General features: G+C 49.6%; 23 protein-coding genes and 1 other annotated feature (1 of these 24 running past the window's edge). Of the genes, 5 read left to right on the top strand and 18 right to left on the bottom strand.

The genetic code is table 11. The annotated features are described in order from the left end of the window. Positions 1 to 45: a binding site (T-box leader), on the bottom strand; it reaches 184 nt to the left of the window's first position. Positions 46 to 287: 242 nt separating this feature from the next. Next, a complete protein-coding gene (locus tag ACQKD4_RS00745; RefSeq protein WP_427373251.1) occupies positions 288 to 1601 on the top strand; it encodes an amino acid permease in 1314 nt (437 codons plus the stop codon). Positions 1602 to 1687: 86 nt separating this feature from the next. Here ACQKD4_RS00745 and ACQKD4_RS00740 read toward each other — a convergent pair whose 3' ends face one another. From ACQKD4_RS00740 to ACQKD4_RS00730, 3 genes are all read right to left on the bottom strand, one after another. Then, the gene (locus ACQKD4_RS00740; protein WP_427372134.1) at positions 1688 to 3214 is read right to left on the bottom strand and encodes a murein hydrolase activator EnvC family protein; all 1527 of its coding nucleotides are present in this window, start codon (positions 3212 to 3214) and stop codon (positions 1688 to 1690) included. A 421-nt stretch (positions 3215 to 3635) separates the two neighbouring features. Continuing rightward, complete coding sequence (locus tag ACQKD4_RS00735) at positions 3636 to 4001, bottom strand: DUF423 domain-containing protein (protein ID WP_427372133.1); 366 nt, start codon at positions 3999 to 4001, stop codon at positions 3636 to 3638. A gap of 12 nt (positions 4002 to 4013) precedes the next feature. Further along, entirely contained in the window at positions 4014 to 4619 is a 606-nt protein-coding gene (locus ACQKD4_RS00730) for a trimeric intracellular cation channel family protein (RefSeq protein ID WP_427372132.1), read from the bottom strand. Positions 4620 to 4712: 93 nt separating this feature from the next. Here ACQKD4_RS00730 and ACQKD4_RS00725 point away from each other — a divergent pair, with 93 nt between their 5' ends. Further along, entirely contained in the window at positions 4713 to 6350 is a 1638-nt protein-coding gene (locus ACQKD4_RS00725) for an ABC1 kinase family protein (RefSeq protein ID WP_214694799.1), read from the top strand. On the opposite strand, the gene ACQKD4_RS00720 is transcribed toward ACQKD4_RS00725, so the two are convergent. Then, positions 6289 to 7872, bottom strand: a complete 1584-nt coding sequence (locus tag ACQKD4_RS00720; RefSeq protein ID WP_427372131.1) for a GNAT family N-acetyltransferase — start codon at positions 7870 to 7872, stop codon at positions 6289 to 6291. The two genes, ACQKD4_RS00725 and ACQKD4_RS00720, sit on opposite strands and share 62 nt — an antisense overlap. Beyond that, the gene (locus tag ACQKD4_RS00715; RefSeq protein WP_427372130.1) at positions 7869 to 8381 is read right to left on the bottom strand and encodes a glycerol-3-phosphate acyltransferase; all 513 of its coding nucleotides are present in this window, start codon (positions 8379 to 8381) and stop codon (positions 7869 to 7871) included. Before ACQKD4_RS00715 ends, ACQKD4_RS00720 begins: the two co-directional genes overlap by 4 nt. Before the next feature lie 92 nt (positions 8382 to 8473). On the opposite strand from ACQKD4_RS00715, the gene ACQKD4_RS00710 reads away from it, so the two are divergent. Next, entirely contained in the window at positions 8474 to 9886 is a 1413-nt protein-coding gene (locus ACQKD4_RS00710; protein WP_427372129.1) for an NAD-dependent succinate-semialdehyde dehydrogenase, read from the top strand. A gap of 46 nt (positions 9887 to 9932) precedes the next feature. Here ACQKD4_RS00710 and ACQKD4_RS00705 read toward each other — a convergent pair whose 3' ends face one another. From ACQKD4_RS00705 to ACQKD4_RS00680, 6 genes are all read right to left on the bottom strand, one after another. Continuing rightward, positions 9933 to 10565, bottom strand: a complete 633-nt coding sequence (locus ACQKD4_RS00705; RefSeq protein WP_214694811.1) for an HAD family hydrolase — start codon at positions 10563 to 10565, stop codon at positions 9933 to 9935. Between the two features lie 116 nt (positions 10566 to 10681). Next, positions 10682 to 11047 (bottom strand): rhodanese-like domain-containing protein, encoded by a 366-nt coding sequence (locus tag ACQKD4_RS00700; protein ID WP_214694813.1) that lies wholly within the window; start codon positions 11045 to 11047, stop codon positions 10682 to 10684. A gap of 108 nt (positions 11048 to 11155) precedes the next feature. Further along, entirely contained in the window at positions 11156 to 11434 is a 279-nt protein-coding gene (locus ACQKD4_RS00695) for a DUF5327 family protein (protein WP_427372128.1), read from the bottom strand. Between the two features lie 62 nt (positions 11435 to 11496). Beyond that, a complete protein-coding gene (locus tag ACQKD4_RS00690) occupies positions 11497 to 12783 on the bottom strand; it encodes a DUF2252 domain-containing protein (RefSeq protein ID WP_427372127.1) in 1287 nt (428 codons plus the stop codon). Between the two features lie 13 nt (positions 12784 to 12796). Continuing rightward, positions 12797 to 13747 (bottom strand): peptide-methionine (S)-S-oxide reductase MsrA, encoded by a 951-nt coding sequence (gene msrA, locus ACQKD4_RS00685; RefSeq protein WP_214744801.1) that lies wholly within the window; start codon positions 13745 to 13747, stop codon positions 12797 to 12799. 82 nt (positions 13748 to 13829) lie between these two features. Then, positions 13830 to 14012 (bottom strand): hypothetical protein, encoded by a 183-nt coding sequence (locus ACQKD4_RS00680; protein WP_031422036.1) that lies wholly within the window; start codon positions 14010 to 14012, stop codon positions 13830 to 13832. Positions 14013 to 14236: 224 nt separating this feature from the next. Here ACQKD4_RS00680 and ACQKD4_RS00675 point away from each other — a divergent pair, with 224 nt between their 5' ends. After that, positions 14237 to 15313 (top strand): diguanylate cyclase, encoded by a 1077-nt coding sequence (locus tag ACQKD4_RS00675; RefSeq protein ID WP_427372126.1) that lies wholly within the window; start codon positions 14237 to 14239, stop codon positions 15311 to 15313. A 128-nt stretch (positions 15314 to 15441) separates the two neighbouring features. Beyond that, positions 15442 to 15966 carry a hypothetical protein gene (locus ACQKD4_RS00670; RefSeq protein WP_074035604.1) on the top strand — a complete coding sequence of 175 codons (525 nt, stop codon included), beginning with the start codon at positions 15442 to 15444 and terminating at the stop codon, positions 15964 to 15966. A gap of 261 nt (positions 15967 to 16227) precedes the next feature. Here ACQKD4_RS00670 and cydC read toward each other — a convergent pair whose 3' ends face one another. The 7 genes from cydC to argF form a co-directional block, all read right to left on the bottom strand. Next, positions 16228 to 17943, bottom strand: a complete 1716-nt coding sequence (cydC, locus tag ACQKD4_RS00665; protein WP_427372125.1) for a thiol reductant ABC exporter subunit CydC — start codon at positions 17941 to 17943, stop codon at positions 16228 to 16230. After that, positions 17940 to 19664, bottom strand: a complete 1725-nt coding sequence (gene cydD, locus ACQKD4_RS00660; protein WP_427372124.1) for a thiol reductant ABC exporter subunit CydD — start codon at positions 19662 to 19664, stop codon at positions 17940 to 17942. The genes cydC and cydD overlap by 4 nt, the downstream gene beginning before the upstream one ends. 122 nt (positions 19665 to 19786) lie before the next feature. Further along, a complete protein-coding gene (locus ACQKD4_RS00655; RefSeq protein WP_427372123.1) occupies positions 19787 to 20476 on the bottom strand; it encodes a Crp/Fnr family transcriptional regulator in 690 nt (229 codons plus the stop codon). 112 nt (positions 20477 to 20588) lie between these two features. Further along, positions 20589 to 22931: a TIM-barrel domain-containing protein gene (locus ACQKD4_RS00650; RefSeq protein ID WP_427372122.1), complete on the bottom strand. Its 2343-nt coding sequence runs from the start codon at positions 22929 to 22931 to the stop codon at positions 20589 to 20591. Positions 22932 to 23092: 161 nt separating this feature from the next. After that, complete coding sequence (gene arcC, locus ACQKD4_RS00645; RefSeq protein WP_427372121.1) at positions 23093 to 24055, bottom strand: carbamate kinase; 963 nt, start codon at positions 24053 to 24055, stop codon at positions 23093 to 23095. A 14-nt stretch (positions 24056 to 24069) separates the two neighbouring features. After that, complete coding sequence (gene arcD / locus ACQKD4_RS00640; RefSeq protein WP_427372120.1) at positions 24070 to 25545, bottom strand: arginine-ornithine antiporter; 1476 nt, start codon at positions 25543 to 25545, stop codon at positions 24070 to 24072. Positions 25546 to 25599: 54 nt separating this feature from the next. Beyond that, positions 25600 to 26628 carry an ornithine carbamoyltransferase gene (argF, locus tag ACQKD4_RS00635; RefSeq protein WP_427372119.1) on the bottom strand — a complete coding sequence of 343 codons (1029 nt, stop codon included), beginning with the start codon at positions 26626 to 26628 and terminating at the stop codon, positions 25600 to 25602. Positions 26629 to 26645: the final 17 nt, after the last annotated feature.

The raw sequence follows: 26645 nt of genomic DNA, 5'->3' as shown, positions 1-26645 counted from the left end.
TGTCATACAGGATTCGTCGTTACTTCTCTTCGTCGACGCCTTTATTCGTTTCAGTTAAGTTAACTCGTACTATACAGGGCGGATCATTCCATGTCAAATAAAAAAATTAAAAAAACTTTGCCTCTATATGTGCACCCCGAAATGGAGAACCTTCACCGATTTTTCGAATTGACATCGTTTTTTTCTGTCTGCTATAGTCGTCCACAACAACATTTCACTCAGTTAAAGGAGAATCGATTTTGGAAACAAATAAACTAAAACGCGAGCTGTCCACCCGGCAACTCACGATGATTTCCCTCGGGAGCGCCATCGGAACCGGGCTTTTCCTCGGAAGCGGTCTTGCGATCCAAACTGCTGGTCCGAGCGTGCTCGTCAGTTATGCCATCGGGGCGTTCATCGTCCTCTTACTCATGGGTGCACTCGCCGAAATGACGGTCGCTCATCCAACATCCGGATCATTCGGGACGATCGCCGAGCGCTACGTCCATCCACTCGCCGGCTTTCTTGTCCGTTACTCTTACTGGGTCGCGAACGTACTAGCTGTAGGGGTTGAGGTCAGTGCCATCGCCATCTATATGCGTTACTGGTTCCCGGATGTGAACGGGTTCGTATGGGTCGCCCTCTTCGGTGGACTCCTCATTTACGTCAACGCCCGTCACGTTCATACGTTCGGAACAACCGAATACTGGTTATCATTCATCAAAGTAACTGCCATCATCCTCTTCATCGTCCTTGGTGCCGCTACATTGTTCGGCGAACCAGGATCACCGATCGAATCGATCACGACAGGAAACGAAGGATTCTTCGCTTTCGGCTTTTACGGGATGTGGGTGACGATTTTCATCTCCCTTTTCAGTTTTCTCGGGACCGAACTCGTTGCCGTCACTGCAGGTGAAGCGAAAGACCCGGACCAAGCCGTACCACGCGCTTTACGCGCTACTGTGTTCCGCTTGACGTTCTTTTATGTCGTCACGCTCGCCATCATGCTCATGCTCATCCCATGGCAGCAAGCAGGGATCGATCAAAGTCCGTTCGTGCTCGTCATGGAACAGTTTGATGTCCCGTTCGCGGCAGGCATCCTCAACTTTGTCATTTTGATTGCTGCCTTGTCTGCCATGAACGCACAGCTTTACGCGTCGACACGTATGATGTACTCACTCGCGGAAGCCGGTGATGCACCGAAAGCATTCAAAACAATCAGCAAAAATGGCATTCCGATGTTCGCGCTACTCGTTTCAACGGGCGGGATCGTCCTCGCTGCTTTACTACAAGTATTCATGGAGTCATCGTATCCGTTCTTAATGGGGATCTCGATGTTCGGAGCCATTTTCACTTGGTTCATGGTCTTCGTCTCCCACTTGTTCTTCCGTAAGAAATGGACTGGGCGAAAACTTCCTGTCCGCATGACGGGGTATCCGTTCCTCCCATTGCTCGGAGCAGTCTTACTCCTCAGCCTAATGATCACGACATGGTTCACGGACTTCAATATTTTGCTGAAGTTCGGGATCCCTTGGTTGGTCGGGTTGACAATCGTCTATGTTGTGCGTGAACAAATGCGTAAAAAACAAAATCGTCAAAGCGATATCGAACAAGCTAACTAACAAGCATCCCTTCGCGACAGCGGAGGGATTTTTTTGTACGCACAAAAGCCCCTTTCGCAATCGAAAGGAGCTTTCTGTATGAGGCATCAGAAGAACTGACGCGGGTTGACTGTGCTACCTGCGCTCGTTGCCGAGTATGAGTAGCCGCCTTTATGAATCTCAAAGTGCAAGTGCGGACCTGACGAGTTCCCCGTGTTCCCAAGTGTCCCGATGTTCGACCCTTGTGTCACACGCTGTCCAGAGCTGACAGATACCGAGTTCATGTGTGCATAGACCGTTGTCCAAACTTGACCGTTGATGACGTGCGCGATCATGACGTGGTTCCCGTATGCGCCACCCCAACCTGCACGAATGACCGTACCTGTCGCAGACGCGCGAATCGGTGTCCCTGTCGGACCAGCGATGTCTAAACCGTTATGGAACGTGTAACCATACGCGCCACTCGCAGGACCCCATCCTTGTGAGTAGCGTCCTGAAGCCGGTTGAATGAACATCGAGCTAGATGGTGCTGGTGTCGACGTCGTCGGTGCCGGTTTTGGTGCTGGTGCTGGTGCCGGCTTCGGTGCTGGCGCCGGTTTTGGCTCAGGTTTTGGTGCTGGTGTTGATGAAGCCGTGTTGTTTGAAGACGACGAAGACGGGGTATTCGATTTATTGTCCTGCTTCTGTTGTGCAGCTTGCTTCTGTTGTGCAGCTTTACGAGCCGCTTCCGCTTCTCGTGCTGCCTCTGCTTTACGAGCTGCTTCAGCTTGACGTGCAGCTTCTGCTTGGCGTGCTTCTTCTGCTTTACGTGCCGCCTCTTGACGAGCTGCTTCTTCAGCACGACGACGAGCTTCTTCTTCCTCACGACGTTGTGCTTCGATTTCAGCCGCAATCGCCTGTTCTTGTGCGACTAACGTCGCTTCAATCTCTTGAAGATCGAAAATTTGCGATTCGAACTTGATGTTCTTCTCTTCAAGCTCTTTGATGCGTTTTTCACGTTGCTTCATTTTCTTCTCAAGCTCGGCTTGACGAACTTCGAGCGCTTTTTGCTGTTCGAGAAGTGAAGCGCGTTCTGCTTTCAAGTCAGCCTGTGCTTCTTTCAACGACTTTTGTGTCGCTTCATAGTCATCGAACAACTCTTGGTCACTTCGCTGAATCGTCCCGGCCGTGATCATACGCGTGACGAGGTCAGAGAGGTTTTTTGAACCGAAGATGAATTCAGCCCAGTTGATCGAGCCGCCACCGTTCTTTTGCATCGTGGCCATCCGTTCTTTCATCATTGCTTCTTGTGCCTTCATTTTTTCCTGATAATCTACAATGTCGGCTTCAAGATCCTCGATTTTCATCTCGGTACGCTTGATTTCTTGGCGCTTCATCGCGACATCATTGATGATGTCTTGCAATTGTGCGTCCATTTTATTGACCTCTGCCTGAACTTTTGAAATCTCTTCTTTGTTCACTTCAATCTTTGAAGACGTGTCGGCTTGGTCTTTTTTCACGCTATTGCGTTTTTCTTGTACTTTTTGTTGTTCTTCTTGCTTTTCTTTAATCGAAGTCGATGCATCGGCAACTGTATGTGTGCTGATGAGCATCACACCAAGCGTCAGCGTCGAGACTGTGCGTTTCCAATTCATGAATGGGGTACATCCTTTCTTAAATAACAAACGTGGGTACCTACTACACTACATATTTTTAAAGCCGTTTCAGTATGTAACAAAAACGATCATTTAGTTGAGTTTCAACACGACTAATTATATCTAACTGCTAGATATTTTCCTGTTAAAGTTATATTTCAATTTTATTACGCACAGACAGACGCGCAGCCAACGAAATCGTCTAACTTATTATTTATCAATACCTTTTCGAATCGTTCAATTTGAAATCTTCCTGTAATGTTTTATGTAAATAGAAAACGCTTTACCCTATTTTCAAATAATATTTTGAATACATCATTCATAAGTTTCCAATTGATGGAACGACCCATCAAAAAAATCCACGTCCTCGCCTCATGTACACATGAGCAAAGACATGGATATCGGTTTGACTGGTCTTCTGTTATAACTTGGTTGCGCCAATGATCACAAAAATCCAAGCGGCGATGAACAAGACTCCGCCAATCGGTGTCACGGCTCCGAGTTTCGTGATCCCCGTCAATGCCATGACATACAAGCTTCCTGAGAAGAAGATGATTCCGGCAAACATGAGCCATCCGGCAATGTTAAATTGACTGATGCTCACACGCATGAGCAGTGACGCAATTCCGATGATTCCGAGTGCATGGATCATATGATAGAGTACCCCGGTTTGCCAGTTCGCCAACATGTTTGGTGACAGTCTCTCTTTTAAGGCGTGTGCGCCGAACGCACCGAGTGCTACGCCGAGTGCCATCAATCCGGCACCAATCATTAATAAGATTTTCATTTGTGTTCCCCCTTATCTGACTTTACGTGCTGGTAAATTCCACTTCCGATAGTAGGATATCACTCGAAGTATCGCGACGACAATTAATAATGCATAGACGGCAAGGCCGCCTTCGAGCTTGAAGTAATACGTGATGACCGCGATGAGAATCGCCCAAATCGCATACACTTCAGATTGTAAGACGAGCGGTTTTCGTCCGGCCAGTAAGTCGCGGACCACACCACCCCCGACACCTGTCAGGACAGCCGCCGCAATCGCCGCTGATAATGGCAAATCTAGCTTGATGGCGACCTGCGCTCCTTGAAAGGCGAAGGCGACCAACCCAATGGCATCGACAATGACACCCCAACGTTCCCAGTGCGGCAATACGACACTCGGTAGCAGGAAGATGAGGAGTGCGACAAGAAAACATAAAATAAATAAATCATTCTGTTGCCAAATTAAACTGACGGGGTTTCCTAATAGCACGTTTCGAATCGCACCGCCCCCAAAGGCAGTGATAAACGCGAGCAGCCACACCCCAAAAATATCGTATTTTTCATCCATCGCAATGATGGCTCCGCTCGCCGCGAACGCAATCGTTCCGACGACGTTGAGCAATTCCCACTCCATGAACATCCCTTGCCCTTTCTTCAACGCATTGTATGGTAAAGTATAGTTACAAAAAATCAGGTCAGTCGAGCGACTGTCGTAAAGGATGTCGGTATTACTATGAAACGTATCGCTTTGTTCCGTATATGGATTATCGTCACCATGTTCGCCCGATTCATCATTCGGCTGTACGCCTTTTCACGTAAACAACAGCAAGGCGTTGCCACGACAGAAGAATATGAAGCACTTATGCTCAAGCTCGCGCGTGAGTATAAACGAAATGCGTTACGGCTCGAAGGCTTGTTGATCAAGCTCGGACAATTTTTGTCCATTCGTGCAGACTTATTGCCACCCGCCGTCCTGAATGAGCTCTCTGAACTTGTCGACCGTGTCCCGACATCGGGTTGGGAGAAGTCGCGCGCGATTCTAGAGGCTGAATGGGGCGTTCCTTACTCGCAAGTCGTCAAAGACGTCGGAATCGATGCCGTCGCCTCCGCCTCGATTGGGGAAGTATACGGCGCCACATTGCTTGAAAACGGGAAACGGGTCGCCATCAAAATTCAACGTCCGAATATCGAAAAAATCATTCGTACGGACTTCCGTGCCATGCGAATTGTCACGTCGATGTTGAAGCGGACATCCCTCGCTAAATCGACCGACTTAGATAGCTTATATCGCCAAATGATTTTTGTCATCGGGGATGAACTAAATTTTCAAACCGAATTAAAAAATGCTCTCTATTTTAAAGCAAAGTATGCTGATAACCCGGACGTTTATATCCCGGATTATCACGAGCACCTCTGTACAAACCGTGTCTTGACGATGGACTGGGTCGATGCGAGACGAATCACCGATCTCGCCTTCTTAAAAGAAAATGACATCGATCGCTCCGCACTAGCCGAACGGCTGTTCACGCTCGCCGCCGAACAGTTGTTGTTCGGTGGACAGTTCCATGCCGACCCACACCCCGGAAACGTCCAAATTCGGGCGGACGGCACCATCATCTTACTCGACTTCGGTATGGTCGGACAGACGACGGCGCAAGACATGGCGACGATTCGAAACATTCTACAGGCGTTCATCTCGCTCGACTATGACAGCATCGTCGACGGACTCGAGGATTTACGATTCTTGCTACCGACGGCGAACAAACAAAACATCCGCCAAGCACTCGAAAAGGCCGTGACGTTTTATTTGGAGACCGATATCGATACGGTCGATACGAAGTTAATCGAGAAAGTGTTGCAAGATATTCAGTTGCTCGTCAAAAATGAACCAATTCAACTCCCGGCGGAATTTGCCTTCTTCGGGCGGGCCGCGTCGACCTTGCTTGGCATCCTACAAATTCTCGACCCGAAAATCGACCTGTTCACACTCGGCAAACCGATTGTCATCGAATGGCTCGAGGAAGACGGGACAACGCTTCAAAACCGATATGTGAAGACCGGAATCAATTATGCGAAGAAATTATTGAACGTCCCGCCGCTTCTCGACAATTACTTAAAAGAACCAACGCGAAAACGCCTGTCGGAGCAAGCGATGTTCCAACGCAACTTAGAATCCAAAGAACTGTTGCACCGCCAAACGTTCAATGCCATCGTCATCTTGCTCGGGTTGCTCGTCGGACTACTCGGCTATATTCGACCGGATGAATGGCTGTTCTGGTCGGGTGGCGTCGTCTCCGTACTGGCTTACTTCAATTGGAGACGCCTCGGACGAAAAATTCGTCACTTGGCACGTCAGGATTTTCGAGTTTGAGCGAACCGTCACTCTCAGGAGTGGCGGTTTTTTGTTGCATCCACTCGGCAATATAGGCCCCGACGTCACGCATCATACGAGGTGTCGTCCAGCCCATCGTCGATACTTGGATGACGTTCGCCCGCTTCAAATATTCACTCTCATATTGCACGAGATAACCTTGATACGACAGCTGTCGACCGAGCTCGATTGAGGACTGTCCGTACGGCACCGGGATCGTGATGATGCCGGGGGACTGGGCGGGACTCAGCTCGATCTGTAAGCCGTTCTCACGGAGTGAGTTGATCAGGACGAGCATCTTCTCTTCATGCGACGCGACTTCCTCTTCCGTCAGTTCTTCTAATGCGACATCCATCGCCGCAAGGAGCGGTTCTGACTGTGTGAAGGCGATTGGTTGGTAAAGGGATAAGTCAAAGTAGCGAGGCACGTCTCGTAACGCTTCTGCCCGCTCTTTCATGGCAACGAACGCGAGACCTGGGGCGTTCCGTAGCGCCTTTCCTGAGGAGAAGGTCACATAATCAGCAAAGGAATAGTCATAGACGAGTGTCCCAACAGCACTGATCGCATCGACGGCAACGACACCTTGCCACGTATGAAGCGGGGTGAGATCGATTAAGATCCCCAAAGATGTCTCACAATGCACCGTCCACACCCAGTCTGGCTTAATGCGTTCAAGTTCATAAACATCCCACTTCCCTTTACGGTCCGCTTGAATGACGTCAAACGAGAGACTGACGCGAGATGCGTGATCCATAAGACGTTCTCCGAATTCGCCGGCGCATAAAATGACACCATGTCCGCTCAATCGTGATGCGACCGCATCGTTGGCCACCGTGCCGCTTCCTAAAAGCGTGTAGACATAAGGAAGTCCGATTCGTTTCGTCAATTGTTGCTGAACGGATTCAAGCATACGGCCCGTCTCGTTTGAACGATGTGGGAGCGGCTGTCTCGAGAGCCTCGCTCTTACACGCTCCGAGCATTCGACAGGACCTGCGAGCAAACTTTTCGGTCGAAGCGTCGACGCTGACTTTGATTCATAAAATGCCGAACGTGTTAACACCATCGGTACATATCGTGCTTCCTCAGGACCGATCGGATTCGCAAATGGGACAAACCCGAATCGGCGATAGAGCACTTGTTCACGCGTCGTCCCGCTGATGACGATACCGTCGACTTCACGTTCTGTCGCATCCCCAATGACTGCTCGCATCAATCCGGCGAACGTACGATTGCGCCGATACGCTTTCTTCACAGCGAGCAGACGTATTTCAAGCCAATCCCCGTCAGGCGTACACACCCCTTTTTGTTCTAACGAAAAGGGCCTTTCGCCACGTAGCGCGCACATGGCGACTACTTCACCATTCACTTCCCCAATCCAATATGTATTCTCTTCATGAAACTTGTCGACGAGTCGACGTTCTAGATTCGGCGGATGTTGCGGAATCTCTTCGACGAACGTTTCGTAATTTAATCGATGAATGGTGTCAAAATCAGATGAACCGGCTTTTCGATAAACAATCATATCGTTCCCTCCTTCACATGATGATAGACAATCACGATGGCAATGAGTGTGGCCCAGATGATATTTCCGATACTTCCAAGTGCAGCCAACGGAAGTAGGACGAGCATGATGAGCCCTGTCTCACGTGAATTGCCCGTCACTTTAATCAAAAGTAATAGAATCAGGAGACCACCGATAAACCACCACGGGTCGTATGACCATATGATTCCAGAAAAAACGGCATATCCCTTCCCGCCTGCGCGGATTCGCCAAAACGGATAAATATGACCGAGCGTGAGTGCAAGTGCCATCTGCCAAAAATACGGTCCGCTCACCTGTAGGACAAGAATCGTCTTCAGCACGTCGAATCCATATACGATTAGAAACGCCTTCACCCCTCCGATCCGATGCGCATTGCGGGCACCGGTATTGTTGGAACCAGATGTCGCTAAATCATGACCACTTAGTAACTCATAAAGTCTGCCCCCGAGCAGACTCCCGACTAGATAGCCGACGATGATGATCCACATAGTATCCCCTCATTTTTTGGAAATTTGTGTGCGTTTCAGAAAAACGGGTATCCTCTAATTAACTGTGCACTTTTTGGAAAGGGGAAATCAAGATGCGAGAAGAGAAAAACTTTATTAACGGGGAATGGACAGAGACGGAACAGACAATCGAGGTACGCAACCCGGCCACCGGAAATGTGATGGCCGTTGTGACGAAAAGTGATACCGCCGAAGCGACACAAGCTGTCGATGCGGCGCATGAAGCGTTACAGGAATGGCAACAAAAGACCGCGGACGAACGAGGGGCGCTACTGAATGAGTGGCATCGTTTAATCGCAGAACATACAGAAGAACTTGCCCGGACGATGGTCGAGGAACAAGGAAAGCCACTGAAAGAAGCCATCGGTGAAATCAACTATGCGAACGGCTTTATCGACTGGTATGCAGCAGAAGGACGACGCGTGTATGGAGAGACGATTCCCGCCTCTTCGAACAAGAAGCGAATCTTCGCCATCAAGCAACCGGTCGGCGTCATCGCCGCCATCACACCTTGGAACTTCCCGGCTGCCATGATCACGCGGAAAGTCGCACCGGCACTCGCCGCAGGCTGTACGGTCGTCATGAAACCTGCATCGGCGACTCCGTTGACCGCGATTGAATTGGTCAAATTAGCCGAAAAGGCAGGGTTCCCAAAAGGAGTCATCAACCTCGTTACAGGGCAAGCATCTGATATCGTCAAAGCGTGGCAACAAGACAAGCGAGTGCGAAAATTGACGTTCACCGGGTCGACCGAAGTCGGGAAAATGCTCATGCGTGACGCGGCGGACACGATGAAAAAGATTTCCCTTGAGCTCGGAGGGCACGCCCCGCTCATCGTCACGGCCAAAGCTGACTTAGATAAAGCCGTCCCGCAAGCGGTCGCCACGAAGTTCCGTAATGGCGGACAGACTTGCGTCTGTGCGAACCGGATCTATGTCGAACGTGCCGTCGTCGATGAATTCTCGGAGCGTTTCATCAAAGAGGTCGAAGCGCTGAAAGTCGGGAACGGTCTAGAGGAAGGTGTCGACATCGGTCCGCTCATTGATGATGATGCGCTCAGTAAAGTCGAAAAGCATATCGAGGACGCTCAAATTCGCGGCGGTGAAGTGTATGGTGGCGAAGTATTAGATGGCCTCTTCATCCGTCCAGCAGTCATCCGTTATGCGAATGAAGACATGCTCTGCATGAATGAAGAGACATTTGGTCCTCTCGCCCCGATTGCGACATTCGATTCACTCGACGAAGTGATCGAACGGGCGAACAATACGCCGTTCGGCTTAGCCGCTTACTTGTTCACACAAGACATCAACGAAGCCGTCTATTTAGCGGAGTCGTTAGAGTATGGAATCGTCGGTGTGAACGACGGTCTTCCTTCAACTCCTCAAGCGCCGTTCGGTGGTTGGAAAGAAAGTGGACTCGGGCGTGAAGGTGGTCATCACGGCATCGAAGAATTTTTAGAAGTCAAATACATCTCACTCGGGTTGTAAGAATAGGCATACAAAAAGGCTTGTCGCACGTGCGACAAGCCTTTTCTTATCGGTTGACCCATTCGACTAAATCGTTCGGCGATTTGATGACGTGATCCGCAAGCGCCCACTCTTCTTCATTTCCAAATCCGAACCCTGTCAAAACGACCGGGAAGTCGTGTGCCCGTGCTGCTTCGACATCTGATTTGCGATCGCCGACCATCATATAGTCCGCCTCACCGTGACGGACACGGTGTGCTGTCAGAATGTCCGCTTTCTTTTCGCCACTGACAGACTCCAAGCATTCCGGTGCTGTCATGTAGGAGCGAATCTGTTGCGTATCTAAAATCAAGTTCATGTAATGAACACCGCAGTTGCTAGCCGTCGTCAACGTATGACCTTGTTCGTGAAGCGTCTCCAACATGTCACGAATGCCATCGAATAAGACGTTTTGCCCTTCCATCGTCTTTTCGAGCGTCGTGTGACGCAATCTCCGAATGAGACGAATTTCTTCGAGCGTCGCTTCCGGGATGACATGCTCCCAAAACGCGTTACCTGCCAAGCCATATCCTGAACGGACCGCCTCTTCACTCGGTTTCGGAAGGTGAGGAAGTTCCTCGAGCGCCTCATGAATCGCCTGCGTCATCGGTCCAGTCGTATCTACTAACGTGCCATCGATATCAAATAAAATCACTGCCATTGGATGAATCTCCTCTCTTTCAATTGCTTCCCTTACCGTAGCAGAATCCCCGAAAATGCAAAAGAGAAAACGTGGTGACAAAAAAACGACTGAACCGATTCGTTCAGTCGCATCTATTATCCACGCCAGAAGTTCATTCCGCCTTTTACAGAATAGACGTCGGTATATCCGGCACTCTTGAGCATCGCTGCAGCGCGTTGGCTACGCATGCCACTTTGACAGATCACGTAGACGGGACGCTCCTTTTCTTTCGGATATTTCGCTTGTGCGTTCCCGAAACCAGAAAGTGGGACGTTTTTCGCTTGTTTAATGTGTCCCCCACGGTATTCATGCGGCTCACGTACATCCAACAATTGAATGTTCCGCTCTTCTGCGATTCTACGCTTCAAATCATCCGTTGAGACCGTTTTAACATTGTTTCGGCGACTCCACCAAAAATACACGATTCCAATGATGACCGCCACAAAAAGAAAGTCCAACATATTCACGCCTCCATTTGCTTTTCATTTCTTACACCCATTATACCCCCTATGGTATTTAAGTCAATGAATGTGAATCCACAAAAAAACCACATGTGTATCACATGTGGTTCAAAAATCGAGCAATGAATCGGATTTGGGTGGTTCGTCTTCTTCCATGGGAATCCCGAGGAAAGCGGCCATCTGACGATCAAGCGGAGGTTTTTCCTCACTCGCCGGTGTCGTCATTTGTGGCGTACTGACACCTTTCACTTCAGACGTCTCCGCTAATAGTAGTTCGCAAAAGCCCATCAACTTTGCCAAATGACGCTTTTGTACTTCGCCCGTCGACGACTCAATCTGTGTCATCACCTGACGCATCTGGGCGATAACTTGTTGTTCTGTAATCATGGTCCTTACACATCCTTTACGCATCCATTGTGCAGGATTTCCCCTTCGATTCGCAAGTATCCTCAACGTTTCCTTGATTCAACCCAATTTAAAAAGGCATCGTAATCAAAGCGAACTTGATTTGCATAAAAATCGGCCCATCTCGACAACTGCCGAATGAATAACGATGGTGAGTCCCCGATGGCCACAGCAATTCGTTCACTCGCCGTATAATCTAGCACGTTAGACGTCGCATCGGCCCGTGCGTGAATTTTAGCTGTGATTTGTGCTTGCACCTTCAACGTCTCAACGAGTGATGTCTCGTCTTTCATATGCTTCGCCTTCACTTTTCGTTTGTACGGTGAACGCTGCCTGACATAGTACTCTTTCCCATCAATCGTCAAATAACCGAGATAAGGGTCACGACTATGAACCATTGCCCGCTGCGCGGCAACGACACGCGCCCCTTGGTGCGACAACCCATTCTCAAATAGCGGATGCGTCGGCAGAAAAAGCGATGGAACGGCGGACTGTGCCTGTTTCATCTCTAAAATGACATCTTCATCGTGCTCTTGATCGGCCCCTTCAATCAAAATGTAATAACGCTCTAGACCGATGGAGGCCGTACCGCTTTGCAGCTTGATGGCGATGTCTTTGATTTCATAATGATCGGCGTGATGTCGATGCTCATCCGACAAGGAAGATAAATAATCTCCCCAGCCCGCCTCGATTTTGTCTCGTACTTCAGGCGAAACGGCAAGCAAATCGTCACTTGTTGAAAAATAACGTTCCTCGTCCCGTACTTCCGTTCGTTCGGACATAAATTCGTCTTTCTTCTTCTCCGCTTTTTTAATGACTTTCTTCACGGCTTTACACGTATTCTCTTTTGTAAATTGAATATGTTCACTTTTCCCTTTCGCATGCTTCTCAATCGCCTCCGCATACGAGCGTGCAAATGCCTCGATGGCTGCTTTACCGTCAAACCCCGATTCAGCCGCGAACAAATCGACAGAGACCGCCATCCGTAACAAGTCGAACAGATAGGAACCGATATACGCCTCGTCAAAGTCGTTTACGTCATAAATGATCGTACCGGCCCCGTCCTCGAACACACCGAAATTTTCAAAGTGCAAGTCTCCTTGAATGAACGTTGGGTGGTCGGGACCTGTGTCAAACGCGATGGGGACTTTCGCAAAGTCGTAATAGAACAAGTGTGAGCTCCCTCGAAAGAACGAGAACGGGCTCGAACTCATTTTGGCGTACTTCTGTTGTCTCGCTTCTTCCGAAAGATGTCGAATCGACTGGTCGTAAAAATCAAGGACGGTCCCAATCGTTTCGCACCGAATTTGTTGTTTGACGGCTGTGAACATACGACTCTCCCCTTCATTTGTTGAATAAGTGTTTATATTCCCCGTACCCAGCTTCTTCAAGCTCTTCTACAGGAATGAATCGGAGAGCGGCCGAGTTGATGCAATAGCGTAAACCGCCGAGCTCTTTCGGTCCGTCATCAAAGACGTGACCGAGGTGACTGTCACCTTGTTTTGAACGAACTTCCGTCCGTACCATGTGGTGCGTCGTGTCCATGTTCAAGTCGACTCGTTTCTCTTCGATTGGACGTGAGAAGCTCGGCCATCCACAGTTTGACTGGAACTTATCGTGAGATGTGAACAGTGGTGTCCCATCGACGATGTCGACGTACAATCCTTCACGTTCTTCGTCCCAGTATTCATTTTTAAACGGCGGCTCTGTTCCGTTTTCTTGCGTGACTTTATATTGCATCGGCGTCAAACGTTCACGGAGTGCCTGTTGCTTCTTCCGATCACTCCAAGCTTCTTTAATGAATTTCGCACGACCAGACCCGACCCGATACATCTCGTAGCGGAACGGATTCTTTTTATAATAGTCCTGATGGTAATCTTCCGCTTCCCAGAACGTTTTCGCAGGGCGGATGTCGACTTCAATCGGACGATCAAATCGTCCGGAGTCTTCCACTTCTTGTTTCGAGCGCTCCGCTGCGTCCCTTTGTTCTTCTGAATGATAGAAGATGGCCGGACGATATGATTCACCTCGGTCATTGAATTGTCCTCCACCATCTGTCGGGTCGATTTGACGCCAATAGATACGGAGCAACTCCTCATACGAGATGACCTCAGGGTCGAACGTGATCTCGACCGCCTCTAAATGCCCCGTCGTCTCTGAACAGACTTGTTGATACGTCGGGTTGTCGACGTGTCCACCCGTGTAACCGGAAATGACGCGTTCGACCCCCTCATATTTATGAAACGGTTTGACCATGCACCAAAAACAGCCTCCCGCAAACGTAGCTTTTGCCATAAAAAATCCCTCCTTACTTTGTAGTGTACCCAAAAAAGTCGCAAGACAACAAAAAACGAGAACCACAAAATGTGTTCTCGTTTTAGTCTTCTTCGACTTGGTTCACATGACGCATCACTAAAAATAAGATGACTCCTACAATCGCAGCCCCTAAAAGCGTCAACACCATGTTATCTCTAGCCGATAAAGTATAAAAGATCGCTAATCCAATCAAAATGAGCGCAATCGGAATAAACGCTCGTTTAAAATGATCCCAGTAACGCACGGACAGTCCTCCTTTTCTCTTATCATACCAAACTTTCGATTTTCGATAACGAAAGTTCTAAAAGTTGAAACATGTCTGTGAAACCGAAAAGGGATGATTGAGGTTGGACTTGAATTCTAATCAAAGGTACTTATGTTTTAGTTCGCAGGTTAATCCTACCTGTTTTCGATAAGATGATTTATACTGTAACTAAATATTTCCATACGGGGTAAGGGGGAGCTTCGATGCTCACAATCGTCAATGCGTTCTTTATCAACCTGTGTATCTTATTCACGCTCTTCACGATTTCTTTTTTACCGTTCCGTAATCGCCCCCGTCTGACACCGCAATCTCCGTTAAAGGGCAGAGTCTTGCTCGGTGTACAGACTGGACTGATTGCCATCTTACTGTTAGCAAACGCCCTGCCTCTCGAAGGGGTACTCATCGATTTGCGCGCCATTCCGATTATGCTAGCTGTCTTATTCGGTGGTTGGGTAAGCGGTACAGTCGCTGGGATCATCTATCTGATTGGCCGTGCTTTCGTCGTTTGGTACACGGACGGCGCAATAATCGGATTGTACTTAGCGTTTGCGACCATGTTCGTTCTCGTCGGATCGATTAGTATTTTACGGAAACGTATGGATAACACACGCCCGACATTACTCGTCTTCACGACAGTTAGCATCGCCATCTTTGGGGCAGCCATCTATGCCGCCCTACCGCTCAATCTATTCTATCCCGTTTTAATCGTCTACACGTTAATGTCTTATGGTGGAGCTTGTGCCGCCTATCGGTTATTGCTCGAATTACGCCGTCACTTTGAGAACGTCCAACATCAACAACAGCTTGCGCGCACGGATGCGCTCACCGGAATTGCCAACCGACGCCTGTTGAATGAAGCGATGGCCAACTTGACGGTTGAAGCAGAAGAATATGCGTTAATCTTAGTCGATATTGATCACTTTAAACGAGTGAACGACACGTACGGGCACGACGTCGGTGATGACGTGTTACGTGAACTCGGTATGCTGCTCGTCAACGAAAGTGAAGAGCGACATCTGGTCGGTCGCTTCGGTGGAGAAGAATTTTTAATCGTCATGCCACACGCTACGCGGGATGAAGTGTCTCGCCTCGCAGAATCTATCCGAGAAAAGGTTTCGTCGTTCCCGTTCGAAACGAGCGCAGGTACGCTACACATCACCGTTTCGCTGGGAGCCTGCCATTCGAACGATATTGAAATCGATAGTGTGTTGAAGCACGCAGACGAAGCGTTATATCACGCAAAAGAGTCTGGACGAAATCGATTCATCCTCGCTTCTTAAAGGATTGAACACTTCACACTTGAGCATGTTTTCTCGCTTTACTTTCTCGAAACGAATCGTTAAACTAGGCTAGACTTTGGTTCAGATTGGTACATCAGGATTTATTCAGAAAAGGGGAAACATCGTTCATGTCAGTTTTGTTATCTTTGTTTGGAATTATGTTTATCAGCTCGTTCGCGATTGACTATAAACGTGGGAAGACGCTTCAACAATCGGCACTCGGGGGAATTCGTTCGATTCAACAAAACTTATGGATCTTTTTCCGTACGTCGCTCTCGATGATGATCGTCATCGGCCCACTCTTACTCATTTCAGGACTCGTGTTTTCAGATTTAGTGGCATTTAACACCGTCCCATCTTTCTTGATCGCCGTACTTAGTATCGGTTTTGCCGAACGGATCATCGGAATGACCGTCGCACCACTGATCCGTACGTTTTGGCATCAACGGGGTCGTCTCATGCCACTTTATTTAGACGCTGCTCTTTACGTATTCTTGCTATCGATTCTCGTCTTAGAGTTTTTGATGAACATTCCTGGGATTGACCTCCAGTCACCGTTCATCGCGCTATTTTATGCGTTCGCGCTCTTCTTCACGAGATACTTGTTCAGTCTCATTCGATTCACGGTTCAAAAAGGCGTGGCCTCGAACTAATTCGAGATCCTATCCATATGTGTTCGCACGTATGGATATTTTTTTCGCAATTCTCATTGACAATGAGAATCGTTATCAACTATACTCTAGATGTAGCTTCCTAAAAGCTTGACGTGCACGTTCCCCAAACCAATCACGTCACGTGGATTCCCCTCCACGACACTCTTTTTGAAAGCATTGCTGCGACAACCCCCATTTGTTGCACCCATATTTGCCAAAAACAAGACGAGCAGCCCACCGACGGGGCTGCTCGTCTTTTTGTTATGCGAACACTTCTTGTTCGATTTGTTTCAATTCGTAGAACATACCACGTTTCATCATCAATTCCTCATAAGATCCAACTTCGACGATTCGTCCAGCTTCCATCACGATGATTTGGTCGAAGGTTTCGAGTCCCGTCAAGCGGTGACTGACAAGGATGAGCGTCCCTGCCCCAGCCTGATTCACTAGTTCAGAAAAGACATGCGCTTCCGTTCCTGCATCAAGCGCTGAAGTAGGTTCATCAAGCAACCAGATCAGCCCGTTTTTCAGAAGGGCTCGTGCAATCGCTAACCGTTGACGTTCTCCGCCTGACAAGTTCGCTCCTTTCTCAAGGACCGGCTCATCGAGTGAAAACGATAAACGGACACGTTCGAGCGCCACAAGCATCTCCTCATCGGTAAAGTCACCGGCTAGTGCCAAGTTCTCCCGTACGGTCCCGTAAAAGAAGTGATTGTCTTGCAAGACGACACTCGCATGCTGCCAGATCGCAGTCTGTTTCATGTCATTCAAGTTGTCTTGATCGAGTCGGATCGTCCCGTCTTCTGTCCGGACAAATGCCAACAACAGTTGGAGCAACGTCGACTTCCCGGAGCCGCTCGGTCCAACGATGACCGTCTTCGAACCGCTCGGGATGTGTAACGACACATCGTCAATCACATCCCGATACGTATCCGGATAGCGATAACGAACATGCTCAAATGAGATGGATGGCGATACCGTGAACTTCACATCCTGACGTTTCGCTTCGAGCGCCTCAATCGTTTCACTCGGCTCCATCACTTCAAATAATCGATCGGCAGCTTGTTTACTGTCTGCAAAGTGTCCCGGAAATACAGCCATCGGTGTCGTGTTCTCAAACGCTGTGAGCGACATCATGATGAGCATCGCCAAGAAGAGCCCGTTCAAATCTCCATCTACGACTTGATAGGCACCGATTGCCAAGACGCCCCATGAAACGAGTAAAGAGCCGGCGACGACGAGTGCGGAGTTGAAAAATTGGTTCGTCGTGTCTTTCCGCTCCGCTTCCATGTAGCGTTCGCTGCGCGCATAGACGGCTTGCTTCGTACGATCGAGTTGATGATGTAGTTTTAAATCTCGATATCCGTACATCATCTCGGTCAACTGAATCGATACATCCCCGCGCAATGCACGAATCGTCTCGTCATGACGAGCGCGAATTCGAGCAAATCCGAGTGGGATCAAAAATCCGGTGACGAGCACACCGAGTAAGATCCATAGACTGACCGCGAACGAGAAGAACGTCACAAAGAAGATCGTACTTAAGAACACGAGCACGAGTATAATCGGCGGATAGAATACGCGGAGAAAATAGTTTTGTAGGCTCTCCACATCTCCGACGACACGTGCAAGCAAATCTCCACTCCGATATTTCGCAAAAATCGATGGGACGAGCGGTTCAAGTTGTCGATAAAAGCGGACACGCAGCTCGCTCAATATCGTAAACGTCGCCCGGTGTGACGCGAGGCGCTCCCGATAACGACTTCCTGCCCGAATGACTCCGAACAGTTTGATGAGAACGACGGGTACCATGAGCGCATACAGTGGCGGAACAAGCCCTGCCCTTGAGACGAGGTATCCGCTTGCTGCAAACAGGGCGACCGCCGCAATCCCAGCTGCATATCCAAAGAAGATGGAGAGAAGGATATCTTTCTTCTCGCGCATCATCCATTTTGTAATCGTCCAAAGCGAGTTCATCGGCTCACCCCTTTCTGAAGCGCAAACAGTTCCGCATACTCTGGGACGGCGAGCAACGCGTCATGTGTGCCTTCCGCAATCCGTTTCCCGTCTTCCATAAACCAGATGGTATCCGCCTCTTTGATTGTATGCAGGCGATGAGCCACCGTGATCAACGTTGCCTCTTTCGACAACACAGCAATCGAACGTCTCACAATCTGCTCGGTCTTCAAATCGAGACCGGTCGTCGGCTCATCGAACAAGAGGATACCAGGTCGTTTAAAGAAGGCACGGGCGAGTGCGAGACGTTGTCGTTCCCCACCCGATAGACCAAATCCACCTTCTCCAAGCTCCGTCCAAATCCCGTTCGGTAATTGATCAATCACCTCAGACAGTCCTGCCGCATCGGCCGCTTCCCGTAACGCGTGCTCATCGGCCTCTTCACCTAAGGCGATGTTATCGGCAAGTGTTCCGGCGAATAGATAAGGGTTTTGCGAGATATAGGCAATGTTTCCATACCAGGCAGACTCGTCAAACGACTGAAGAGGTTCACCGTCTACGAGGACACGTCCCGATTTCACCTGTAGCAGTCCGGAGATGACGTTCAGTACTGTCGTCTTCCCGGAACCGCTCGCACCGACCAAGGCCAGGTGAGTGCCGGACGGAATCCGACCGCTCAACGGTTGAATCGCAAAGCGTCCGCCTGCGTATTCGAAGGAGACGTCTTCGAGTTCAAGGTTTGGTGTTCGTGAACGAAGTGACTTTGTTCCCCATTCGATGCGATCATCCGGGGCGTCTAATACCTCAAAGATTCGGTCGGCTGCGCCCATACTTCCACGTCCTGTATGGAAGGCACTTCCTAAATCTTTAATCGCTAAATAATACTCTGGCGCCAATACGAGAATCAAAAAGCCAGAGAAGAACGTGAGGTTTTGCCACACGACCATCTGTAAGGCGACTTCTAACGCGACGACTCCGGTACTGAGCATCGAGATGAACTCGAGCATGAGTCCCGATAAGAACGCCGTCTTCAAAACGACCATCGTTGCATCCCGAAAGTCGAGACTGCTCTTCTCAATCGCCTTCGCTTCTTGCTCCGTACGATTGTAAAGCTTGAGCGTCGTTAGCCCTTGTAACACATCTAAAAACTTACCGGAAAATTGATTCATCTTCTCCATCTGTTCTTCTGATTTTTTCTGAGTCGCAATCCCGATGATGATGAAGAACAGTGGAATGAACGGTGCCGTGACCATCATGATGACTCCTGAAATCCAGTGTTGGCTGAAGACGACGACCAAAATGAGGAGCGGGATGATCGATGTTTGGATGACTTGCGGCCAATATTGACTGAAGTAAGCGTCCACCTCGTCGACAGCATCCATGAACACACTGACCTTTTTACCTGATTGTCCTGTCAAAGATGACTCGACCGGACTCGTGGCGTACCGTTCCAACAGTTGAAGGCGTAACGTCTGTTTCGCCTTTTCGGATAAACTCGCACCGATGCGTCCTGACACGTATCCAAAAAGCGCTCGTGCCAATAAGGCAACGACGAGCCATAGCAAAGCCGGAAGGATGGCTTCGAATGATTCATCCTTTAAAAAGATTCGGTCGACGATGTCGACGATTAAATACGCTTGCGCCAAAATCGATAGTCCAATCATGACCGCGGATAACACGAGTCCGATGATGTGACCCCTTTCAGCGAAAGCAAGGGCTTGCAGTCGTTTCACTGCATTCATCCTTTCTTTATTTACAATTCCATTGCTTTGTGAGATTCATCACTAATTATACAATATGCCACGTTTTGAAGCGAACGCCCCGCTCGTCTGAACATGTAAAAGACGCCCTCATCCGAGTGGCGTCAATCGAAGTCTTGCTCAAAATATTCAGGATGCCCGATGACAAGTTGATGGGCGTCGATGCGAAGTATATCTTCTTTTCGAAGCTTCGCTAAAATCGTCGAAACCGTCTCCCGAGACGTACCGGACAGACGAGAAAGTTCGATTGCGGTGAATGGGCATCGGACGCGAACACCTTGTTCGTCCGGTTCCCCTAAATCTTCAATTAAGAAATGGAGCGTATTGATGACACGCTCTTTCGCACTCGGCGTGATGATTTCTTGGACACGCCTTTCATGCAAATCAAGAATACGATTCATCTGGCCAATGATATAGAGTAGCATGCTCGACTGCGTGGACACGAACCGCTCAAAGCGATCCGTCGGGATGTAGATGACCTCAATATCCGTCACCGCTTCAGCCGTATGACGATAGTCTTCCCCTGTGAATAGACCGTTGTATGGGAAAAATTGTTTCGGTTTCACGTAATCGGCGTAATGATGGGTCGCGTTCTCGTTCATCCGTTCGAGTTTGATATAACCGCTCATTAAGAAATACACACGCTCGCGCGGATCCCCTTCCATGAACAACAGTTGTCCTTTCCGATACGTCCGGCAATAGACGTGCGGAATCAACTGTTCAAGTGCTCGACTCGGACATGTCTCAAACAGCGTCAACTGCCGTAAATCGTCAATCGTCCACATGTGTCGCATGTTCATCCCCTCATTTCTATTCTTCTATCTTCAGTATAGTGGGATTTTTATTGAAAGCGCTTTCTAAATCCGACAGTTTTCTGACATGACAAAAGGGGGTCTCCCCCCTTTTTCAGTCCAACATCAGTTCCAATAGCGCGTCCTGTAAATCACGATCGAGCTCTAACGCATGGAGGTCAAACAGCCATGCCTCGAGACGCGTCTTCGTGGTCGCCATCTGATACAGACGATCTTTTAAGTCATAAGCGATTTCGGCGCGGTCTAAGAACCGATAGAGACGGTCGAGTCGATGTGCGTTTTGTGTCAGATCGATCGGAAGCATCACGGTCTGCTCCCGTTTCCATTCACCGAGTGGGATGTGTAACGTCTGCGTCTCCGCATCATAGTCCCCTTCTCCGACGACCCCCCGGACAAGAATCGTCAACGTCCGATTCGCCGGGACGAGTGTCAAATCACCTGATGTCTCGATGTGAAGCGTACGCGCTTCCCAATCGAGCGTGAACGTCGTTTCGAGTGACGCCCCCGTCTCATAATCACGGCTTTCCCCGTCATCTTCGTACATCGTGAACGTGTTCGAGGCACCTGGAAAGAGGAGTACTTCTAGCTCGCTCGGGTTCCCCGTTTCGTTCGCATGCGGTTCATGCGGCATCATCGGAATGATGGCACCCGCTTTGGCGAAAACCGGTTGCCCTTCGAGTCCACGGAACACACGAATCGACTTGTCGCCTTCATAACGATGACCCGTGAAGAAATCGAACCATTGCCCTTTCGGCAACCACACGTTCGCACCCGCGACATGGAGCTGTCGGTCCATTGGTGTGACAATCGGGGAGACGATGAGTTCACTTCCGAAATAAAACTGATTCGGCACCTGATAAGCCGCTTCATCATCGGGATGTTCGATATACATCGGTAACACGAGTGGCAACGCTTCTGCATGGTTCCGATAGTTCATCGTATACAAATAAGGAATGAGTTGATGACGCAGGCGTAAGAATCGCTTCATCGACTGTTCGGCTTCGATTCCGAAACGCCAAGGCTCTTTTCCGTTGAACGTGCTGAACGTCGAGTGGAGGCGCATGATTGGACTGAACACTCCGTATGCGACCCAACGTGCCGCGAGCTCATCGTCTTTTTTACCACGATGATGCCCTCCGATGTCATGACTCCACCATCCATAACCGATATTTGTAGCTGTTGCCGTGAAATACGGCTGGAAGGCGAGTGATGCCCAAGAGATGATTGTGTCCCCTGAGAATCCGACCGGGTAACGGTGGCTCCCTGGCCCAGCGTAACGAGAAAAAATGAGCGGGCGCTTGCCGTCACGGGCGATATCGATGGCATGATAATGATTTAACATCCATAACGGATCGAGTCCTTCCATCTTCGACGTCGACCCTTGTTGCCAGTCGATCCACCAAAAATCAACGCCGTCTGCTTCATGCGGGTGATGCATCTGTTCGAAATACGCTTGAATGAATCGCTTGTCAGAAAAATCGAACGGGATTCGGTCACCCGATTCCGGATCGACCCCCATCGCCTCAGCCATCGCCGCATACTGGTCTTCAAACGCACGGACCCCGTCAGCGGGGTGTAAGTTCAATGTCACCATCATCCCCTCGTCTTTTAACCATTTGAGGAATCGCTTCGGTTCAGGGAATAAGTTTCTATTCCACGAATAGCCCGTCCAGCCACTCCCATACTCTTCCGGGATGTCTGTCACGTGCCAGTCCATATCGATGACGCTGACCGAGAACGGGACGTCTTCGGATTTGAAGCGGCGCATCAGCGCCTTATATTCTTTTTCGTCGTATCGCCAGTAGCGACTCCACCAGTTTCCGAGCGCTTTACGAGGAAGCATCGGCGTCGGGCCCGTCAACGTGTAAAAATCTCGAAGTGCCTGTTTATAGTCATGGCCATATCCGAAGTAGTAAATGTCATGAATCCCTTTTCGTCTCGGCTCGACGAAGCGATCATCCGTCATCAAAAACGAGGATGAATCATCAATGATCGCATACCCTTGTTTCGAAAGGATCCCTTCTTCTAACTCCGTCGCCCCGTCCACATGGTCGAGCGTCCGCGCCGTCCCTTTCAGCGTCCGCTCGGGACCGTTGAACATGTAGCGGCTGTAATACGTACTGAAGTTCCCTTTCACGTCCACATAGAGCGTGTTCGGTGCGAACGGTCCTTTCGTATAATATAAGTGAACGTGTTCCGTGATGATTTGGAGCTCTGCCTCATCTTCAATCACTCGAAATTGTGGAACGTCAAATTCTCGATTCCACGCCACTTGGGTGGCACGGTCTTCAAAAATCCCGTCTTCTGCATACTCCATCCGAATTAACTGACTCGTCAATACGGTGAAGCGATAACAGCTTCCTTGCACGATTGCCTCTTCTCTTGCTTTCGGTCTCATCCATGACTGATATACATGATTTTCTTCGAATAGGCGCATACACTCGAGCGTTTCCGCTCTCCGTCACTTCCTTCCTGAAATTAGTGCAAACGTTTACACTGAATATGATAGCAATCTCATTTTTGGCATACAACATTCCTTCCCCTTGAATCGGGACAGAAAACAAAAAGTCGCAAACGTTTCACGTTTGCGACACATTCTTATTGTTGGAGGGATGGAGCCAAACGGACGCGTGTTCCGGCATCCCCATAAATGGCAGCTAGCGCCTGGTCGAGTGACGTGATGATGGCGACCCGGTTCGTGCCGGATTCTGCGAACTGTAGTGCCGCTCTTACTTTTGGTAACATGCTGCCCGGAGCGAACTGTCCTTCGGCGATATACGTCTCCATCTGTTCCTTTGAGGTCTCCTGGAGCGCCGTCTCATCTGGCTTCCCGAAGTTGACATACACATGTTCGACCGCAGTCAGGATGAGCAATACGTCTGCGTTGACGAGGTCCGCGAGTTTCGCAGCCGCAAAGTCTTTATCGATGACTGCCTCGATTCCGACATACCCTTCAGGCGTCTCCATGACCGGAATACCACCGCCACCGGAAGCGACGACGATATGCCCCGCTTCAACGAGCGTTCGGATGACGGCGTGTTCCGCGATTTTCATCGGGACCGGGCTCGGGACGACACGACGGTATCCACGTCCTGCATCTTCTTTGAATACGTAACCCGTCGTCCGTTCGAGATGGAGTGCCTCTTCTTCCCTATAAAACGGACCGATTGGCTTCGATGGATGATGAAACGCACTATCATTCGGATCGACCACGCTTCGTGTGACGAGAGAAGCCACATCTCGTCCAAGACCACGCGCACGCAGTGCTTTCGTTAGCGCATTTTCAAACCAGTATCCAATCATTCCTTGCGTCATCGCACCACATACATCAAGGGGCATCGCCGGCGTAGCCGGACTGTCTGATGCGGCTTGTTGTAACATTAAATTTCCGACTTGCGGACCGTTCCCGTGTGTGATGATGACGTCGACCCCTTCTGCAATCAGTGCTGCGAGAGATTCTGCCGTCGCCTCGACCGCTCGCATTTGTGCTTCCGCTGTCGCATCTTTACCTTGTTGAATCGCATTTCCGCCTAGGGCGATGACCACACGTTTTTTCTCCATATCGATACCCCCGATCAGATGACTGAGATATTACCAGATAGTATGCGTACGACTGCGAAAATGGCGAGTGCGGTCAACACTCCGGCGACCAACCATTCCGTTTTGTTGAGTGACTTGATGCCATTTTCACGTTGCGCTTTCATGTAGAGAAGTGTTCCTGGTGCGTATAGAAGGGTCGTGAGCAGTAAATAATCGATTCCTGCCGCATAGATGAGCCACAATCCGTAAATGGAAGCGACCAATCCGATCGTCAAATCGCGTGTTCTCTGTTCACCGGCGCTATAACCGATTCCATTTTTCGATACCTTCACTTGGTAAAATGCCGAGAATACATACGGGATCAAAATGGCACTTGAAGCGAGGGAGAACGCAAAATTATAGGCGGCATCTGAAATCAAGAAGGTGAAGAGGAAGAGCTGAATCAACCCGTTTGTTAACCAAAGTGCGTTGACAGGTGCCTGATTTTTATTCTCTTTCGTGAACCATTTCGGAAACACGCCGTCTTTCGCAGCAACGAACGGAATCTCAGCCGCGAGAAGCGTCCAACCGAGCCATGCCCCGAGTACGGAAATGACGAGTCCACCGTTGATGAGCATCGCGCCCCAAGGACCGACTGCTGACTCGAGCAAGTAAGCCATCGCCGGTTGCGAGGCGTTCGCCACGTTTTCCGGTGTCATGAGACCGAGCGACATGACAGAGATGAGCAGATAGATGACGAGTGTCCCGAGTAACCCGATGACAGTTGCCTTTCCGACGTCAGAACGCTTCCGAGCACGACCCGAGAGAACGACTGCCCCCTCGACGCCGATGAATACCCAAAGCGTGACGAGCATCGTCGAGACGACCTGGTCGCGAACACTTCCCCATGAGAAGCCGCCTTGTCCCCAAAAATCGAAAGTGAAGTTTTCGAGATTGAAGAAGAACAACGTAATCGTAATGAATGCAAAAATCGGAACGAGCTTGGCAATCGTGGTGACGATGTTGATCATCGACGCCTCATGCACCCCACGAAGAATGAGCGTGTGTACGAGCCAAAGCATGATGGAAGCTCCGACGATGGAGGCAATATTTTGTCCCCCTTCAAAAATCGGGAAGAAATAGCCGACCGAACTGAACAGCAGTGTGGCATACGCCACGTTTCCTAGCCAGGCAGATAACCAGTATCCCCAGGCTGAGTTGAATCCGACGAACGAACCGAAACCGGCACGTGCATAGCTATAGACACCACCGTCCAAATCAGGGCGACGCATCGTCAAGTTTTGAAAACTGAGACCGAGCGCGATGATCCCAATTCCGGTGATGACCCACCCGATGAGAATGGCACCCGCGTTCGCACCTTGCGCTAAATCGGCGGCCAAGTTGAAGGCGCCACCGCCAATCATCGATCCGACGACAAGTGCCGTCAACGCTCCGAGACCTAATCGCTTGTCTTGCTTGTCAGGATGTACTCCAGCCGAACCACCTGAGTCATGCTCCAACTTCGTAGACATTCTACTCATCCCTTTCGCTTATTTTGAAACGGGAGGGGAAGTCCCCCTCCCCCGTCAACGTTCAAGCCATTCGCGTGTCTCCGTGAGCGTTGCCGCCATTACCGCCTTGATCGTATGCATCCGATTTTCCGCTTCATCAAATACGAACGAGTGACGACTGCGGAACACCTCATCAGTCACTTCCATTTCGGTCAATCCGTACTGTTCATGAATCGCCCGACCGACCTCTGTCTCTAAGTCGTGGAAGGCAGGGAGGCAGTGTAAGAACATGATGTCCGGGTTGCCGCTCTTTTGAAGCATATCCATGTTCACTTGATATGGTCGCAACAATTCGATCCGTTCTGCGAAGGCCGCCTCTTCGCCCATCGACACCCATACATCCGTGTAGACGACGTCCGCCTGGTCCATCGCTTCTTCAATGCTCTCCGTCAACGTGATGACGGCGCCTGTTTCAGCAGCAACCGATTTCGCATAATTGACGATTTCGTCAGATGGCCAAAGTGATTTCGGTGCGCAAATCCGCATATCCATCCCTACTTTTGCGCCACCAATCAATAGCGTGTTCCCCATGTTGTTCCGGCCGTCGCCGACGTACACGAATTTGATTCCGGCCAATTCTCCTTTTTGTTCTTTCACCGTCAAGAAGTCGGCCAAGATTTGTGTCGGATGATAGAGGTCGGTCAATCCGTTCCAAACCGGCACCCCTGCATCTTTCGCGAGACCTTCGACCGTCTCATGGGCGAACCCTCGAAATTGAATACCGTCAAACATGCGCCCGAGGACGATGGCTGTATCACGTACCGATTCTTTCTTCCCGAACTGGATATCATTTTTGCCTAAATACTCAGGATGCATCCCTAAGTCGATTGCGGCGACCGTGAACGCACAACGCGTTCGCGTCGACGGTTTTTCAAAGAGTAAGGCAATGTTTTTGCCATCACAAATCCGATGTGGGATGCCTTGTTTCTTTTGACGTTTGAATGCAGCAGACAAATCGATCAAATAATTGATTTCTTCACCAGAAAACTCGTTTAACGATAAAAAGTGACGACCTTTCAAATCAAAATTGAACGTTGTAGACATACTGCTTCCTCCTTATC

Origin of the sequence: Exiguobacterium sp. NPDC077395 (assembly GCF_050269125.1) — a bacterium.
Classification (GTDB): domain Bacteria; phylum Bacillota; class Bacilli; order Exiguobacteriales; family Exiguobacteriaceae; genus Exiguobacterium; species Exiguobacterium aestuarii_A.
The sequence above is the reverse complement of the archived record's forward strand: the minus strand, read 5'-3'. Positions and strand labels throughout refer to the sequence as shown.

Bases quoted from the DNA above. Each gene is read 5' to 3' on its own strand.
- ACQKD4_RS00650 (WP_427372122.1), bottom strand. From the start codon at position 22,931: ATGCGCCTATTCGAAGAAAATCATGTATATCAGTCATGGATGAGACCG.
- ACQKD4_RS00695 (WP_427372128.1), bottom strand. From the start codon at position 11,434: ATGATTACAGAACAACAAGTTATCGCCCAGATGCGTCAGGTGATGACA.
- cydC (WP_427372125.1), bottom strand. From the start codon at position 17,943: ATGAACTCGCTTTGGACGATTACAAAATGGATGATGCGCGAGAAGAAA.
- ACQKD4_RS00705 (WP_214694811.1), bottom strand. From the start codon at position 10,565: ATGGCAGTGATTTTATTTGATATCGATGGCACGTTAGTAGATACGACT.
- ACQKD4_RS00745 (WP_427373251.1), top strand. From the start codon at position 288: ATGATTTCCCTCGGGAGCGCCATCGGAACCGGGCTTTTCCTCGGAAGC.
- arcD (WP_427372120.1), bottom strand. From the start codon at position 25,545: ATGTCTACGAAGTTGGAGCATGACTCAGGTGGTTCGGCTGGAGTACAT.
- ACQKD4_RS00675 (WP_427372126.1), top strand. From the start codon at position 14,237: ATGCTCACAATCGTCAATGCGTTCTTTATCAACCTGTGTATCTTATTC.
- argF (WP_427372119.1), bottom strand. From the start codon at position 26,628: ATGTCTACAACGTTCAATTTTGATTTGAAAGGTCGTCACTTTTTATCG.
- ACQKD4_RS00700 (WP_214694813.1), bottom strand. From the start codon at position 11,047: ATGTTGGACTTTCTTTTTGTGGCGGTCATCATTGGAATCGTGTATTTT.
- ACQKD4_RS00710 (WP_427372129.1), top strand. From the start codon at position 8,474: ATGCGAGAAGAGAAAAACTTTATTAACGGGGAATGGACAGAGACGGAA.
- arcC (WP_427372121.1), bottom strand. From the start codon at position 24,055: ATGGAGAAAAAACGTGTGGTCATCGCCCTAGGCGGAAATGCGATTCAA.
- ACQKD4_RS00730 (WP_427372132.1), bottom strand. From the start codon at position 4,619: ATGTTCATGGAGTGGGAATTGCTCAACGTCGTCGGAACGATTGCGTTC.
- ACQKD4_RS00735 (WP_427372133.1), bottom strand. From the start codon at position 4,001: ATGAAAATCTTATTAATGATTGGTGCCGGATTGATGGCACTCGGCGTA.
- cydD (WP_427372124.1), bottom strand. From the start codon at position 19,664: ATGAATGCAGTGAAACGACTGCAAGCCCTTGCTTTCGCTGAAAGGGGT.
- ACQKD4_RS00720 (WP_427372131.1), bottom strand. From the start codon at position 7,872: ATGATTGTTTATCGAAAAGCCGGTTCATCTGATTTTGACACCATTCAT.
- ACQKD4_RS00740 (WP_427372134.1), bottom strand. From the start codon at position 3,214: ATGAATTGGAAACGCACAGTCTCGACGCTGACGCTTGGTGTGATGCTC.
- ACQKD4_RS00690 (WP_427372127.1), bottom strand. From the start codon at position 12,783: ATGTTCACAGCCGTCAAACAACAAATTCGGTGCGAAACGATTGGGACC.
- msrA (WP_214744801.1), bottom strand. From the start codon at position 13,747: ATGGCAAAAGCTACGTTTGCGGGAGGCTGTTTTTGGTGCATGGTCAAA.
- ACQKD4_RS00670 (WP_074035604.1), top strand. From the start codon at position 15,442: ATGTCAGTTTTGTTATCTTTGTTTGGAATTATGTTTATCAGCTCGTTC.
- ACQKD4_RS00715 (WP_427372130.1), bottom strand. From the start codon at position 8,381: ATGTGGATCATCATCGTCGGCTATCTAGTCGGGAGTCTGCTCGGGGGC.
- ACQKD4_RS00655 (WP_427372123.1), bottom strand. From the start codon at position 20,476: ATGCGACACATGTGGACGATTGACGATTTACGGCAGTTGACGCTGTTT.
- ACQKD4_RS00725 (WP_214694799.1), top strand. From the start codon at position 4,713: ATGAAACGTATCGCTTTGTTCCGTATATGGATTATCGTCACCATGTTC.